The following is a 13,594-nucleotide window of genomic DNA, read 5'->3' as shown; positions in this document are numbered from 1 at the left end:
GGAACCTTCCGGCCACCTCGATTTTGAACCCGGTGCCGCGCGCACGCCGCCCCGAGCGGTAGCTTTATGACTGTGAAGCGCCCGTCACGCAAACTCCGAGAGATACCGATGACAGACAACGACTCCACCCTGCCACCGAACCCCGACGACACCCCCGACGATCCTGAACGCCGCCGTGTCCTGACCGGACTCGCGGCGGTCGGTATCGGGCTGGCGCTAACCGGGTGCAAGACTGACCAAGGTATGGCGAGCGACACGGCGCCGCGCAGTGCCGCCGACATGCGGCTCGACGCCGCGTTACACGACCAGGTCAAGCAGATCGTGGTGATCTACGCCGAGAACCGCAGCTTCGCGAATCTGTACGGGAATTTTCCCGGTGTCCAGCATCCACTCGATGCGGTGAGCGCCGAGCGTTATCTGCAACTCGACCGCGACGGCAAGACGCCGCTGCCGCGCCTGCCGGCAATCTGGGGTGGCCTCGTGCCGCAAGCGCAGGAGGTGGACGGCAAGCGCTACATGATCGGTCAGAAGGATATTGCCAACCTGCGCAACGGCCCGTTCCACATTACCGACGCGCAAGGCGCACCGTTGCCGAATGGCGTGATCACGCGTGATCTGGTGCATCGCTTCTATCAGAACCAGATGCAGATCAACGCCGGGCGCAACAACCAGTTCGCCGCGTGGGGCGACTCCGGCGGCCTGGTGATGGGCCACTACCGCAATTCCGCCGACACGCTGCGTCTGTGGAATCTCGCGCAGCAATACACGCTGTGCGACAACTTCTTCATGGCCGCTTTCGGCGGATCGTGGCTGAACCACATCTTCCTGATCTCGGCGCAGGCACCGTTCTATCCCGACATCCACAACAGTCCGGCGAAGAAGATGGTCTCGGTGGTGGACGGCGACGATCCGACCGGCGTGCGGCTGAAACTGGCGCCCGATTCGCCGGCCTCAGCGCTCGACGGTCCGCCGAAATTCGTCAACGATGGCGCGTTTACCGCCGACGGTTACGCCGTCAACACGATGGCGCCGCCCTACCAGCCGAGTAGCGTGCGTCCGGCCGAAGGCGGCAATCCCGCGCTCGCGGACCCGTCGAATCCGCGCGTGATGCCGCCGCAAAACTACGCGACGATCGGCGACCGGCTGACGGACAAGGGCGTCGACTGGGCGTGGTACAGCGGTGCGTGGCAGTACGCGTTGGAGCATCAGGACACGGGTGCCGTGCCTGATTTCCAGTACCACCACCAGCCGTTCAACTACTTCACTAATTACGCGCCGGGCACCGCCGCGCGGCGCAAGTATCTGCGCGATGCGGGCCTCGGCGACGATGCGTCTACCAATCGGCTGATTGCCGACATCGATGCAGGACGTTTGCCGGCCGTCACGTTCTACAAACCGCAGGGCGATCTGAACATGCACGCGGGGTATGCGGATGTCGCATCGGGGGATCGTCACGTCGCAAATGTGATCGAGCATATTCAGCGCGGCCCGCAATGGGCCAATACGGTCGTAGTCGTCACGGTCGATGAAAACGGCGGCTGGTGGGACCCGGTCTCGCCGCCGAAGGGCGATCGCTGGGGGCCGGGATCGCGGGTTCCAGCGTTAGTGATTTCGCCGTTGGCGAAGAAGGGCTATGTCGATCATACGGTGTACGACACCAATTCGATTCTTCGCCTGATTAGCCGGGTGCATGGGCTGGCGCCGCTCGATGGGGTTGTCGCACGTGATCGGGCTTTTGCGCAGAATGGCCTGGCGCCGCTTGGTGATTTGACCGGTACGCTGGATCTGGCCTGAACGGCTTGCCCATTGCGCTATTGTGTTTGTCTATTGCGCCGGGGTGGGCAGCAGTGCATCAATCACTGCGCCACCCCGTGCAGCTTGGCAATCACTGAATCAGAGATCTGCTGCGCTGTCTTCCCGATCGTCTTCTTCTCGTCACCACTCGCCATCACGAACTTCGCCGCGATTACGTACGGATTGAGTTTGATCGCCGCGCCGGGCTTTCCCTTGCTGTCTGCTTCTTCGACGGCCTCATAGAGCGGCGGCAAATCAGCCGTCGCGAGGCTATCGCACGACACCGCCACCTGAATATTGTTCTGACCCGCACCAAAACCGACCATTGCACGTCTCAGACGATTGCCGTCGTCGACGCTCAGAAACACGCCGCGCACTTGCCAACCCGTTGCGGGCAGTGGCTGCCCGGGCGCAATACGGCGCGCATCGACACCGCCTTTTTTCAGGTCCGCAGTCAGCGCGTCGCCCATCTCGTTCACGATGTCCTTGGCGTGGTCCTGCGGATTCTTGTCCTTGCCCATCGGTCCCGGACCGCTCGGCAACAGACCGCGCAGGCGGCGCACGCGTTGCCCCGGTCCGCTGTCAGGCGTCACGTTGGCCACGTCGAGGTCGAAGTCGGATACATAGACGATCGGCGCGGGCGCGGCGAAGGGGGTGCTGTCCGCGGCTGCACTGAGCGTCGATATCGCGCCGAGGCACCCTGCCATCATCGTGAGTTGCAGCAATCGACGCAGCATGGCTCGCCTCCGCGAATGTCTTTCCGACGCGGCTATCGTACAGCCGTGCGCGCCGGGCGTAAGTTTTTTTCGTGCCCGATCGCCGTACCTTTTCGCCTTGCATAACACGCGTCGCGACATAGACTGATAAGGCATTACTTCGCAATTTGTACGGAGCTGCCATGCGCCTGACCATCCTCATCAACGGCTCCGATCCCACCGTCAGCCACGACTACGCTGTGTTATGGCTCGACACCGACGAACATCGGTGGTCGAGGGAAGCGCATCAAGGGATCGATCTGCCCCCGTGGGGCGAGTTACACGACGACAATGGCGTGACGACCCTCTGTGCACCGAGCACGGATGCGCCGCTGTGCACGTTGCGCGGATTGCATGTCGATCGCAAACAACGCGTGAGCGCGGCGCAAGGTGCCGCAGCGTGGACAGCCTTGCCGACACGCGCGCCGGCCAGCGGTTTCTGGCGCTTGCAAGCTGTCGATCGGCAGAACGTGCACGCCGAACACAGTGTTTTCGGCAATTAGGTTTCGGCGCTTTTTTTCGTCGGTCGAAATTTCCACTCATCCAAAACACGCCGCCTGCGGGCGTGGCGGGTGGGTTCGTGTGCGCGTTCGACCGTCGGTCCACGCTTTCGCACTCCGCATTCCGCGCTTAAGTCCGTCTTAAGTTTGCGTGAGTAGAGTTTGAATTCCACGCATTAGGGTCGCTGCAAAGCGGCCCGTTTTTTTTGGTGCAGCGGTTTTTTGCCGTGCTTCTTCGGCTTCTTCCGCTCGCTGCATTTTCATCGCTGCGGGCACTGCGCCAAAGCCGCTTTCCTCCTTCATGTTCTTCTGCGTTCCACCTCGCTCGACACCGGCTCGCGACGCTATACTTGCGCCCCCGATCCCTCAACTGACCCACCCATGAAGAAGTGGTTTGCCTGTCTGTTGTTCGCCGTTGCCGCTCACGCGAGTGCGGCGCCTTCCTGCACCCAGTTCACCCCGAATGCGCAATGGCCTGTTCTGACCAATCAGAAGATGGCGCCGAAAACGCGCATGCTTTGCTATAGCGATTTCGCGGTGCTGCATTCGGGTATCACGCATGGTCCGCTATGGTCTTCGGAGCATCTGACGCGTGACCATATCGAAGCCGCGAAAGACATGGTGCGTACCAACAAGTTCTTCGAAGACGCGCGTTTGCCCGACGGTGAAGGTGCGACGCTCGCGGACTATAAACGCAGCGGCTTCGATCGCGGTCATATGAGTCCGGCAGGCAATCGCTGGAATCAGGAAGCGATGGCACAATCGTTTTCGCTGGCCAACGTCGTGCCGCAAAATCGCGAGAACAATCAGCGCTTGTGGGCGCGTATCGAAACGTCGGTGCGTAAGATCGCGATGTCGTACAACGATACCTATGTCGTCACCGGGCCGATTTTCAGTGGCCAGCAATTGCAGACGATTGGACCGACGCGCGTCTTCGTGCCGACGCAATTGTTCAAGGTGGTCTACGTACCGTCGCGGCAGATGGCGTTCGCGGTGGTGGTGGACAACGTCTCAACCAACCGCTACGACATCAGGACGATTCACGAACTCGAGGCAGCATCGGGCATCCGTTTTCCGGGCATTCCGGAGAACCTCAAAGATCAGCGACCGGGAGGACTAAAAGGTGTTTAAACCCTATTCGAACGATGACGACGTGCTCAACATCCAGGGCGATGCACTCACCGTCAGCAACGGCACCACGCGCGTGGTGCTGAACGGTACGCTGGAGTTGACGCAAGACCAACGCGGACTGAAGGCGGCACTCGCACTGAAGGAAGCGATCGATGCGGTAGTGGCCGCGCTGCAGGCACAGACCAATCTGCCGGCGAAAGTGAAGGACGAGCCGGACACGAAGCCGGGCGTCGTCCAGAATCCGTTTCAATAGTGCGTTCGCGCAATCGCTCAGGCGCGAAGGTACGGCTTTCCCCGCTATCTTCGCGGCTGAAACGCGAAACCGCTTCGGGTTGATTCAGGACCCCGATATGTATCCGCCGTTACGTTTTGTCACCAGAGCATCGTCAACTGCTGTCTTCCCGCCAACGTTAAACCGGCAGCGCTGAAACATTTCAGCCGCGACACAAAGAACAACCGGTTTAACCAGGAGTTACATCATGAAGACGCTTTTCGCTGCTCTCGCTTCCGCTCTCGTCGTGTCGACCGCATTCGCACAAACCGCAGCACCGGCGGCCGCGCAACCTGCGCAAACGCAACCCGCCGGTCAAGCGAACCTGAAGGCGAGCACCGCCGTGCAAACGGGCGCCACGGACCAAGGCGCCGCCACGACCAAAGCGCCGACGAAGGCCGCGACGAAGGCGCATGTGAAGAAGGCTTCCGCCAGCCACACGGCAAAGCCCCATAAGGCCGCCAAGAAGACCGCAGTAGATACAAGCGCAAGCAAGACAAAGACGGAGAGCGCGAAAGAGGCCAGCAATGCCCCGGCAAAAGCCGACGGCGCAAAGATCGACACGACTAAAACGCAATAACACGTGATCGGTATTCGGCATGCACCGGCCAGGCATCTGTAGTTAATCGAAGCCGAACTCTGCCGTTCAGGGAGGGCGAGTCTCACGACTCGCCTTTTTTTATGGGCGTGTCATATGGACAGGGTTGAAGCCCACACACAGTTAAATTACCGGCACGGCTGCTGGCTGATGCAATTCGAGCAACTCGTCTAGTCCTCGTGATTTTTTCAGCGGATACCCCAATTTTTGCACTGCGTTTACCCGTAGACGTCTAATCTCGAACTGTCTTGATCAACCATGGCGTCAATGAACGCCGCATCAAATGGCACTCACGCAATCAATCGACAAATTCGAAACGCAGCCGCTTAGCGCGCCGCCGGTCCAGCGCAACAATGTCATCCCCTTCCCCGCGGCTCGCGCCCGCTTGCAGATCACCCTGCCTCATCCCCCGCACGATCTTCCCGGCACCCAGCTCCGCACACTGCTTCATTCGCCGCTCGGCGTGTATGTGGTCAGCACGGAAGCCGTGCGCGAAGAAGTGCGCGTGCAACTCGACATTGCGCTCGACGACCTCGACTTCACCTTGCATACGCTGATCTCGACACTCCCAGCAGCACTCATCGGACCATTGAAGCGCCGCCATGCCGTCGCAAAGGCGCGCTAATCATGTTCTCAGGAATCTGGCTGCCCATCGTCACCCCGTTTCGCAACGGTGAAGTTGACGTCGACGCGTTGCAGCGCCTCGCGGACTATTACCTGCGCACGGAGATCAGCGGATTTGTCGCCTTGAGCACGACGGGCGAAGCCGCTTTGTTACAGGAATCCGAACGCCTCACCGTCTTGCAGGCGCTGACCGATGTAATCGGTTCGCGTCTGCCGATGCTGATCGGTGTTGGCGGCGCCAATACGCGCGACGTCCTGCACGATATTCAGCGCTATGAGCGCTGGGACTGCGCCGGCTATCTCGTGTCTCCACCCTCGTACGTATGTCCGGATCAAGCCGGCGTGCAATGGCATTTCGAACAGGCCGCACTCGCCACCGAACGCCCTATCGTTCTGTACGACGTGCCGCATCGAACCGGTGTGGCGATCGCGCCTGAAACGGTTGCGCGTTTGGTCGAATACAGCAACATCGTCGCGATCAAGGAATGCGTGAAGGACCATTTCAGCAAGCTGCGCGGCCTGTCGATCAGCGTGCTATGCGGCACCGACGAAGCATTGGACGACTGTCTGCACAGCGGCGGCACCGGTGGGATTCTGGCGAGCGCACATGTTTGCGCGGACCTGCTGGTTGCCGTACAGGAATTGATCCGCGTCGATCGCGACTTGGACGAGCGCAATCTGTTCGCCAGCTTGCTGCCCGTGTTGCGTCTGCTGTTCGCCGCACCCAATCCGTCCGCGATCAAGGCGATGCTGGCATTCGATCATTCAATGACAGACGAAACACGTATGCCGATTACGCGCGCGTCGGCACAACTCGTCGAACGTCTCGGCACCGCGCGCGACAGGCTGCAGGATCTGCGCGCCGAGTTTGCCGGAGCGATGAGCTAAAGCGCTAAAGAGCTGGAGCGACGACAAGAGGGCCCGAGGAGGAATGCGCCGCGAATGAGTTCATCATTCGTGGCGCAAACTTGCGTCCAGACGCTGCATCCGTAGCACGACGCGTTGCGCGTAACCGCGGCCACCGCCGCTGTAGCGAACGAGCGCGGCGTCGAGATCGCCGCCGCTTTGATCGAGGTAGCCGCGCAAAATAGTCGAGCCGATCCGCACATTGATTGCCGGATCGGATAAGTCAGTTGTGCCCGCAATCAATTGCGGATGCGCAGCGGGCAAGACCTGCATCAACCCTCGCGCGCCCGCGATGCTGACCGCGTGGCGATCGAAACTCGACTCGACCGACATCACGGCAAGCAGCAATACCGGCGAGATGGCTTGACGCTCGGCTTCGATCAATACCGCGCGAGCGATCTTCATGGATTCCAATGGCGCAACGCGAAACTGCGCGCGCAGCATGGCGGTGATATCGCTGAGCGCCGGCAAGCCGGCATCAGGCGCTGCGTCGCTCGCGACAATTGGAGTGGCTAACGGCAATGGCAACGCCGACTGCGCGTCGGCGGCGTGCGATGCCGCTGCGAACGAGAAGACGATCGCCGCGAACATCACCTTCAGGCCGGCTTTGCGGCGAAGATTTCGTTGTACCTGGACACCATCCAGAGCGCTATTTCCATGCATAGGTTCGCTTCCTGACCGGGGTACATCGACCTTACCGGGCTTGGTGTAGCGAATCGCCAAAGAAATAGGGGTGCGCCGTAAAATGCTTATAAAGATGCAGCGGCATGCAAGTGGACGTATAGGGGAGGCAAGGTCGCGCTTTGCGCGTAGATCACGGCGATCACGCGGCCGGATTCAGATCGGCCAGCGCCCTGAGCTTTTGCACGTCGGTGATTTCGATTTCCGCATAGCCCAGCTTTAACGCACCCTGCGTCTCGAACTGCTTGAGCACCTGATTGATCGTCTGCCGCGACAGAGCCAGCATCATCGCGAGATCCTCCTGCGGCACTTTGAGTACGCGCCGCAATGCGCCGGGCTCGCCGTAGCCGCCTGCCATCAACAACAGGCGGCGCGCCACGCGCGGTGCGGCGGGGAGCAAGGCGGCTTCCTCAATGGCGTCGAAAGCGAGGCGCAGCTTTTGCGTCAACAGCAAACCGAAGACATGCCAATACTCGGGCGTGCGTTCGAGCAGCGCGGCAAGCGCCGCGCGCGACACATGAAACAGTTCGGATTCGCGTTCGGCATACGCGTCGTGGGTTCGCGGGCGATTATCGAACAGCGCGATCTCGCCGAACCAGTTGACCGGCTCGATGACCGCGAGCAACGCCTCTTTGCCGGCCGAGCTGGCCGCGCCGATTCTCACGAGACCGTCGAGCACGCAGTAGAGGCCGTCGTCGGAATCGCCACGCGTGAAGAGCCGTTGACCGGCCGCGAGGCGCTCGACACGCCCCGCTTCGATCAGCTGAGCCCGCATGGCAGCGGGCGCCGAGCGAAACCACGCGCTGCGTTCAAGCAGCACGGCAAGCTCATTCGATGAAAAACTCGCAGTCATAGAACGGTATCCGTGCCCGATTGTCGGCTACCCGATGGTTTCAAATTCCGCTGCCCGCGATTATGCTGGCTTTGATTGAGGAGCGGCATCCATGAGAACGCTGACGCAACAGCTTACGCAATACGCGGCCTACCATCGAGACCGGCGCAATATCGCCACGCATTTCATCGGCATTCCGATGATCGTGCTCGCGCTGGCGGTGTTGTTGAGCCGGCCTGCTTTCAGCTTCGGCGCGTTGCCACTTGCCTTGTCGCCCGCGTGGGTGTTGTTTGCTGCGGCGACCGTTTATTACCTCGTACTCGATGTGCCGCTCGGCGTGATGATGGCAGTCGTATCGATACTATGCGTCGCGTGCGGACAGTGGCTCGCTGCGCAAACTACCCTCACCTGGCTCGCCTCCGGCATCGGACTCTTCGTGATCGGCTGGGTGTTTCAGTTCATCGGCCACGTCGCCTACGAACATCGCAAGCCGGCATTTGTCGACGATGTGATCGGTCTGCTGATCGGGCCCCTATTCGTACTCGCTGAAGCGCTGTTCGGTTTTGGCTGGCGGCCGGCGCTGCGCGAAGCGATCGAGGAACAGGTCGGCGCAACGCGTATCAATGCGGATCGTGCGGCAGCGCATCGCTGAACCGCGGCATGTGATCCAGTGGCCGAAACTCAACGCGGCGCAAACCGAACGAGCCGCACGCTATGCAAGGCCGTCAGCGCAACCGCCATCCAGATCGGAACATACGTGGCTAACTGCGCGGCGCTGAGCGTCTCGCCAAGCAGCGTGATCGAGACGAACACCAGCAACACCGGTTCGACATAGCCAAGAATGCCGAACAAAGCGACCGGCAACAAACGGCTTGCCTTCAGATACGAAGCCAGCGCAATGGTGCTGAGCGCGCCGAGTCCCGGCAACAATAAGCACCACATGTCGATACGGCCGCCGATCATCGTCAGCGAACCACCGATAACGATGAACACCGCCGCCGCGGGCAACAGCAACGCCATTTCGACGGTGAACATGGCGAGCGAATCCTGGTTGATTTTGCGGCGCAGCACGAAATACGGCGGATAGCCGAGTGCGACGAGCAAGGTGGGCCACGAAAAGGCACCCGTCATCCACAGTTCATGCACAACCCCCAATGCCGCGCAAATAACAGCGAGCCACTGCAGACCGTCGAGGCTCTCGCGATAGTAGAAGCGGCCCACCAACACCATCACCAGCGGCAGCAGAAAATAGCCGAGCGAGACTTCGAGCATGCGCCCATGCAGCGGCGCCCAAAGGAACACCCACAGTTGTGCGCCAAGCAACGCCGCGCTGACAACCATCGCCGCGCCGAGCGTCGGCTCCGTCACCATGCGGTAAAGAAGTTGCCGGAGAATCGGCAGGCGTTTGCGCAACACGATCAGCAATAGCGCCCCGGGGACCGTCCACACAATACGCCACGCGAAGATGTCGAGGCCGCTCAACGGCGCAAGCAGCTTGGCGTAAGCCGACAGTAAAGCAAACATTGCCGATGCGCCCACCGACAACGCGATACCGCGCTTTGGGTCATACTGGTTCATTGCGCGGCCCGTGGCGCAATCGCTTTGGATGCAGATTCAGGTGTGTGCGGCGCAGCATACGGCTGCGTGCCTCGAGCTATTGTCATTGGAAGTAGAGTCTCACAAGCAGGCAGTACGGCGGGCAGTGCGTATCAAGCGCTGCGTTTTTATCTTCGATATGCGATGCAAGCCGGCATTCTAGACGGGTTCCCGAACAACGTGCCCGTTCGCTCTTTGCAGCCAATAGCAATTTTTCCCGTGCGCATCGCGCGCCGATGCACTAGAACATAACTTCATGCGCGACAGGCGAATCCGCAGTTGCAACGCCGGCAAGTTTCAGCGCAGTTGCGCAAGCGCGAATCTTGCTATGAAGTCTAGCGGCATCGTTTGCAACGTCATCTGAGACATCTTGGATATCCGTCGCAAGCGTCATTTTCAACTGTCATCACAGCATCAATGAGCCGGGCCGGCATAGGCAGTCCATACGGACCGAGCCCGCCCTTCTTTCCCGCGGCATACGGTAACTGCGCGCAACTGCAAGCAACTGCGCTCCGTCGCACCTGCCGCCGCCCGGCCAGCAATCCCGCACATCGAATGTGACTACTGGAGCCAGCATGACCCAGCCAGCCCTATCGCACGACGCATCGCCCGACCTACTCCGCGCCACGTTTGCCGCCGAGGTACGCGCCGGACTCACGCATACGCCGCAAAAAGAGTTGCCGTCGAAGTATCTGTATGACGAAGTGGGTTCTGCGCTGTTTGAAGTGATCACCGTACTGCCCGAATACGGCGTGACACGCGCCGAGGAACGCCTGCTCGCGAAGCACGCAGCGGACATCGTCGCGCATCTGCCGCACGACGTGACCGTCGCTGAACTGGGTAGTGGGAGCGGCCGCAAAACGCGGCGCATTCTGGAAGCGCTGTGTAAAAAGCGCCCCACTTCGTACTTCCCGATTGAAATTTCGCGCAGCGCGTTGCAGTTGTGCAGACGCGAACTTGGCGACATCGAGCGGATTTCGATCGTCGGTTATGAACGCGATTACCTGGCCGGGCTCGCCGAGGTGAGCCAGGACCGCGCGGCGGACGAACGCTTACTCGTGCTGTTTCTTGGCAGCACGATCGGCAATTTCGGCCGGCTCGCAGCGACGCGTTTTCTGCGCGATATCCGCAACATGCTTGCGCCCGGCGACGCGTTGCTTCTCGGCACGGATCTGATCAAGCCGATACCTGTGCTGGTGGCCGCCTACGACGATTCGGTCGGCGTGACCGCGTCGTTCAATCTGAATCTGCTGGCGCGTGTCAATCGGGAGCTCGACGGCGACTTTCCGCTCGATGCGTTCGAACACGTTGCCCGCTTCAATCCGGACGCGCGCAGCATCGAGATGCATTTGCGTGCGAAGCGCGATGTCACCGCGCATGTGGGCGCCGCGCAATTGACCGTCTCGCTCAAGGCAGGCGAAACGATCTGGACCGAGAGCAGCCACAAATATCGCGCGGACGAGGTGCCCGCGATTGCAGACGATGCGGGCTTCGTGTGCAGCCATCAATGGATCGAAGACGGATGGGGGTTCGCTGAGAGTTTGCTGGTGGCGCGCTAGGCGCAAAGCGTTATCGGCTGACTAATCGGACAAACAGGACGCGCAAACGACAAGGCGGCGCGCCATCGAGGTGATGGCGCGCCGCCTTTTTTGCGTGAAGCTCAAGTGCTCAGTGCTGCTCGAACCGCTCGAAACGCTTTTCGGTCGCGCGCTCTTCGCCGGTCACTTCGGTGACGCGCGCCGCCGGCGGCCCGTGACGCAGCCACGACAGCATTCGGTCGACCTGGTTGGCCGAGCCCTGCAACATGGCTTCGACGGAACCGTCGTCGAGATTCGCCACCCATCCCTTGATACCGAGCGCGTGGGCCTGCCGCACGGTGGCGTGGCGAAAGCCCACGCCCTGCACGGTGCCGCGCACCCGTACGTAATATGTTTCGATCCGCTGGTCCAGATCCGGGGCCATGCCGTCCTCTCCAAACATCTTTTTCAAGCCGGCATTCTAGACGTCTCGCGGCAACATTGCTCGGTGGTCTCTCTGAGTTCCCCTGCACGCCTGAGCCGCACGGCGCGACACGTGGCCCGCGCGACACGTACAATCCGTCGACTGTCACGCAGGGAATCAAACAGAATGACCGAACAGAATCGCGATCTCGTGCTCGTGACCGGCGCATCCGGCTTCGTCGGCTCGTCGGTGGCGCGCATCGCGCAACAGAAGGGTTTCAAGGTGCGTGTACTGGTACGCGCCACCAGTCCGCGCAAAAACGTCGAGGCGCTGGATGCGGAAATCGTCGTGGGCGATATGCGCGACGAAGCGTCGATGCGCAACGCGCTGCGCGGCGTGCGCTATCTGCTGCACGTCGCTGCCGACTATCGGCTGTGGGCGCCGGACCCGAGCGAAATCGAGCGCTCGAATCTCGAAGGCACCGAGGCGACCATGCGCGCGGCGCTGAAGGAAGGCGTCGAACGCATCGTCTACACGAGCAGCGTGGCCACGCTGAAGGTCACCAGTTCCGGCCAGTCCGCTGACGAAACCTCGCCGCTCAAAGCCGATCAGGCGATCGGCGTGTACAAGCGCAGCAAGGTGCTGGCCGAACGCGCGGTGGAGCGCATGATCGCCGAAGACGGCCTGCCGGCCGTGATCGTCAATCCGTCCACGCCGATCGGTCCGCGCGACGTCAAGCCGACGCCGACCGGGCGCATCATCGTCGAAGCGGCGCTCGGCAAGATTCCCGCGTTCGTCGACACGGGGCTCAATCTCGTGCATGTGGATGACGTGGCCGCCGGCCATTTTCTCGCGCTCGAACGCGGCAAGATCGGCGAGCGCTACATTCTCGGCGGCGAAAATCTGCCGCTGCAACAGATGCTCGCGGATATCGCCGCGCTGACCGGCCGCAAGGCGCCCACGCTGAGTTTGCCGCGCTGGCCGCTTTATCCGCTCGCCGCGGGCGCGGAAGCCGTCGCCAAGATCACCAAGCGTGAACCGTTCCTCACCGTCGACGGTCTGAAGATGTCGAAGAACAAGATGTACTTCACTTCGGCGAAGGCGGAACGCGAGCTCGGCTATCGCGCCCGGCCCTATCGCGAGGGCTTGAGCGATGCGATCGAATGGTTCAGGCAAGCCGGGTATTTGAAGGCTTGATAAAAGTGCTGACGCAGGTCGCGCCGATCCGGTGCGGCCTGCACGCACTTTGTTACAACGTCACTGTGTTTGCGGCAGGTAAAAGCCTACGCGCAGCAGTTAAAATCGTGGGTCTTACCAGAGAAAGCTCGCATGAATCTTCACGAACAGCTCGGCGCGCTGGAAATGGGCGTCGATCAGCTCATCCAGGCTGTCGTGGCCCCGCAGGCCGAAAACATCCCCGAGACACCCGCACACGCTGCAAACACCGCAGAGGTGGCAGCGCAGGAAACGCCAGCGGCGAATCACGCCTCATCGGAATCAGAAACGCAAACTGTTGCGTCTGAGGCAACGACGGCGGCAATAGCGGCGGAAACAGCGGCGTCCGACAAAGAGCCGGCCGCCCAGGTGCAGCCCACGCTCGAAATCAACCGCCCCGCGCAAAACGAAATCACCATGACGATCGGCGGCCAGATGGTCGCGCTGCGTGCCGAGCAGATCGGGCAGCTGATCGAGGAATTGTCGAACGCGCGCGCCTCGATGACGCCGGAACCGCCGCCGGGCATTCCGCCGGGCTGGCGTTTCGTGTCGACGAAGAACCCCGTCATGGCCGTGCAGAAACAGTCGAATGGCGACCGCCTGCTGGTCATGCGCCACACCGGTCACGGCTGGGTGCCGTTCACGTTCTCGCCCGACATGGTGATCCAGATGTACATGATGCTCACCAAGGGCTGAAGCAAAGGTCGATACAAAAAACGGCGCCCGAGGGCGCCGTTTTTTTCGTCTGAT

General features: G+C 61.2%; 17 protein-coding genes. 11 read left to right on the top strand and 6 right to left on the bottom strand.

The features are described from left to right. Positions 1-108: 108 nt before the first annotated feature. Entirely contained in the window at positions 109-1,794 is a 1,686-nt protein-coding gene (locus tag KHO30_RS02120; RefSeq protein WP_211699876.1) for an acid phosphatase, read from the top strand. Positions 1,795-1,856: 62 nt separating this feature from the next. On the opposite strand, the gene KHO30_RS02115 is transcribed toward KHO30_RS02120, so the two are convergent. After that, positions 1,857-2,531, bottom strand: coding sequence for a DUF4410 domain-containing protein (locus KHO30_RS02115; protein WP_211699875.1), 675 nt, complete (start codon positions 2,529-2,531; stop codon positions 1,857-1,859). A 161-nt stretch (positions 2,532-2,692) separates the two neighbouring features. On the opposite strand from KHO30_RS02115, the gene KHO30_RS02110 reads away from it, so the two are divergent. Continuing rightward, positions 2,693-3,052: a DUF3564 domain-containing protein gene (locus KHO30_RS02110; protein ID WP_054034144.1), complete on the top strand. Its 360-nt coding sequence runs from the start codon at positions 2,693-2,695 to the stop codon at positions 3,050-3,052. Between the two features lie 138 nt (positions 3,053-3,190). Here the strand turns inward: KHO30_RS02110 and KHO30_RS02105 are convergent, their stop codons facing one another. Further along, entirely contained in the window at positions 3,191-3,352 is a 162-nt protein-coding gene (locus tag KHO30_RS02105; protein ID WP_200620629.1) for a hypothetical protein, read from the bottom strand. A gap of 78 nt (positions 3,353-3,430) precedes the next feature. Here KHO30_RS02105 and KHO30_RS02100 point away from each other — a divergent pair, with 78 nt between their 5' ends. From KHO30_RS02100 to KHO30_RS02080, 5 genes are all read left to right on the top strand, one after another. Next, positions 3,431-4,180, top strand: coding sequence for a DNA/RNA non-specific endonuclease (locus tag KHO30_RS02100; protein WP_200620628.1), 750 nt, complete (start codon positions 3,431-3,433; stop codon positions 4,178-4,180). Next, entirely contained in the window at positions 4,173-4,433 is a 261-nt protein-coding gene (locus KHO30_RS02095) for a hypothetical protein (RefSeq protein ID WP_093634302.1), read from the top strand. Before KHO30_RS02100 ends, KHO30_RS02095 begins: the two co-directional genes overlap by 8 nt. Before the next feature lie 226 nt (positions 4,434-4,659). Beyond that, on the top strand, positions 4,660-5,031 hold the full coding sequence (locus KHO30_RS02090; RefSeq protein ID WP_211699874.1) for a hypothetical protein: 372 nt from the start codon (positions 4,660-4,662) through the stop codon (positions 5,029-5,031). A 301-nt stretch (positions 5,032-5,332) separates the two neighbouring features. After that, entirely contained in the window at positions 5,333-5,674 is a 342-nt protein-coding gene (locus tag KHO30_RS02085; protein ID WP_093634304.1) for a hypothetical protein, read from the top strand. Positions 5,675-5,676: 2 nt separating this feature from the next. Continuing rightward, positions 5,677-6,561 carry a 4-hydroxy-tetrahydrodipicolinate synthase family protein gene (locus KHO30_RS02080; protein ID WP_093634305.1) on the top strand — a complete coding sequence of 295 codons (885 nt, stop codon included), beginning with the start codon at positions 5,677-5,679 and terminating at the stop codon, positions 6,559-6,561. A 63-nt stretch (positions 6,562-6,624) separates the two neighbouring features. Here KHO30_RS02080 and KHO30_RS02075 read toward each other — a convergent pair whose 3' ends face one another. Beyond that, positions 6,625-7,242 carry a lytic transglycosylase domain-containing protein gene (locus KHO30_RS02075; protein WP_211699873.1) on the bottom strand — a complete coding sequence of 206 codons (618 nt, stop codon included), beginning with the start codon at positions 7,240-7,242 and terminating at the stop codon, positions 6,625-6,627. A 160-nt stretch (positions 7,243-7,402) separates the two neighbouring features. After that, positions 7,403-8,113 (bottom strand): Crp/Fnr family transcriptional regulator, encoded by a 711-nt coding sequence (locus KHO30_RS02070; protein ID WP_211699872.1) that lies wholly within the window; start codon positions 8,111-8,113, stop codon positions 7,403-7,405. Positions 8,114-8,204: 91 nt separating this feature from the next. Here KHO30_RS02070 and KHO30_RS02065 point away from each other — a divergent pair, with 91 nt between their 5' ends. Next, positions 8,205-8,744, top strand: coding sequence for an Mpo1 family 2-hydroxy fatty acid dioxygenase (locus KHO30_RS02065; RefSeq protein ID WP_093634308.1), 540 nt, complete (start codon positions 8,205-8,207; stop codon positions 8,742-8,744). A 29-nt stretch (positions 8,745-8,773) separates the two neighbouring features. On the opposite strand, the gene rarD is transcribed toward KHO30_RS02065, so the two are convergent. Continuing rightward, positions 8,774-9,670 (bottom strand): EamA family transporter RarD, encoded by an 897-nt coding sequence (gene rarD / locus KHO30_RS02060; RefSeq protein WP_211699871.1) that lies wholly within the window; start codon positions 9,668-9,670, stop codon positions 8,774-8,776. Between the two features lie 593 nt (positions 9,671-10,263). Here rarD and egtD point away from each other — a divergent pair. Next, complete coding sequence (egtD, locus tag KHO30_RS02055) at positions 10,264-11,247, top strand: L-histidine N(alpha)-methyltransferase (RefSeq protein ID WP_154562956.1); 984 nt, start codon at positions 10,264-10,266, stop codon at positions 11,245-11,247. 109 nt (positions 11,248-11,356) lie between these two features. On the opposite strand, the gene KHO30_RS02050 is transcribed toward egtD, so the two are convergent. Beyond that, positions 11,357-11,650: an acylphosphatase gene (locus KHO30_RS02050; RefSeq protein WP_120293712.1), complete on the bottom strand. Its 294-nt coding sequence runs from the start codon at positions 11,648-11,650 to the stop codon at positions 11,357-11,359. Between the two features lie 165 nt (positions 11,651-11,815). On the opposite strand from KHO30_RS02050, the gene hpnA reads away from it, so the two are divergent. Beyond that, positions 11,816-12,826: a hopanoid-associated sugar epimerase gene (gene hpnA / locus KHO30_RS02045; protein ID WP_200575552.1), complete on the top strand. Its 1,011-nt coding sequence runs from the start codon at positions 11,816-11,818 to the stop codon at positions 12,824-12,826. 132 nt (positions 12,827-12,958) lie between these two features. Further along, positions 12,959-13,540, top strand: a complete 582-nt coding sequence (locus KHO30_RS02040; RefSeq protein WP_211699870.1) for a hypothetical protein — start codon at positions 12,959-12,961, stop codon at positions 13,538-13,540. Positions 13,541-13,594 lie beyond the last annotated feature (54 nt).

This window comes from Paraburkholderia aspalathi, assembly GCF_905220735.1.
GTDB classification, from domain to species: domain Bacteria; phylum Pseudomonadota; class Gammaproteobacteria; order Burkholderiales; family Burkholderiaceae; genus Paraburkholderia; species Paraburkholderia aspalathi.
The sequence above is the reverse complement of the archived record's forward strand: the minus strand, read 5'-3'. Positions and strand labels throughout refer to the sequence as shown.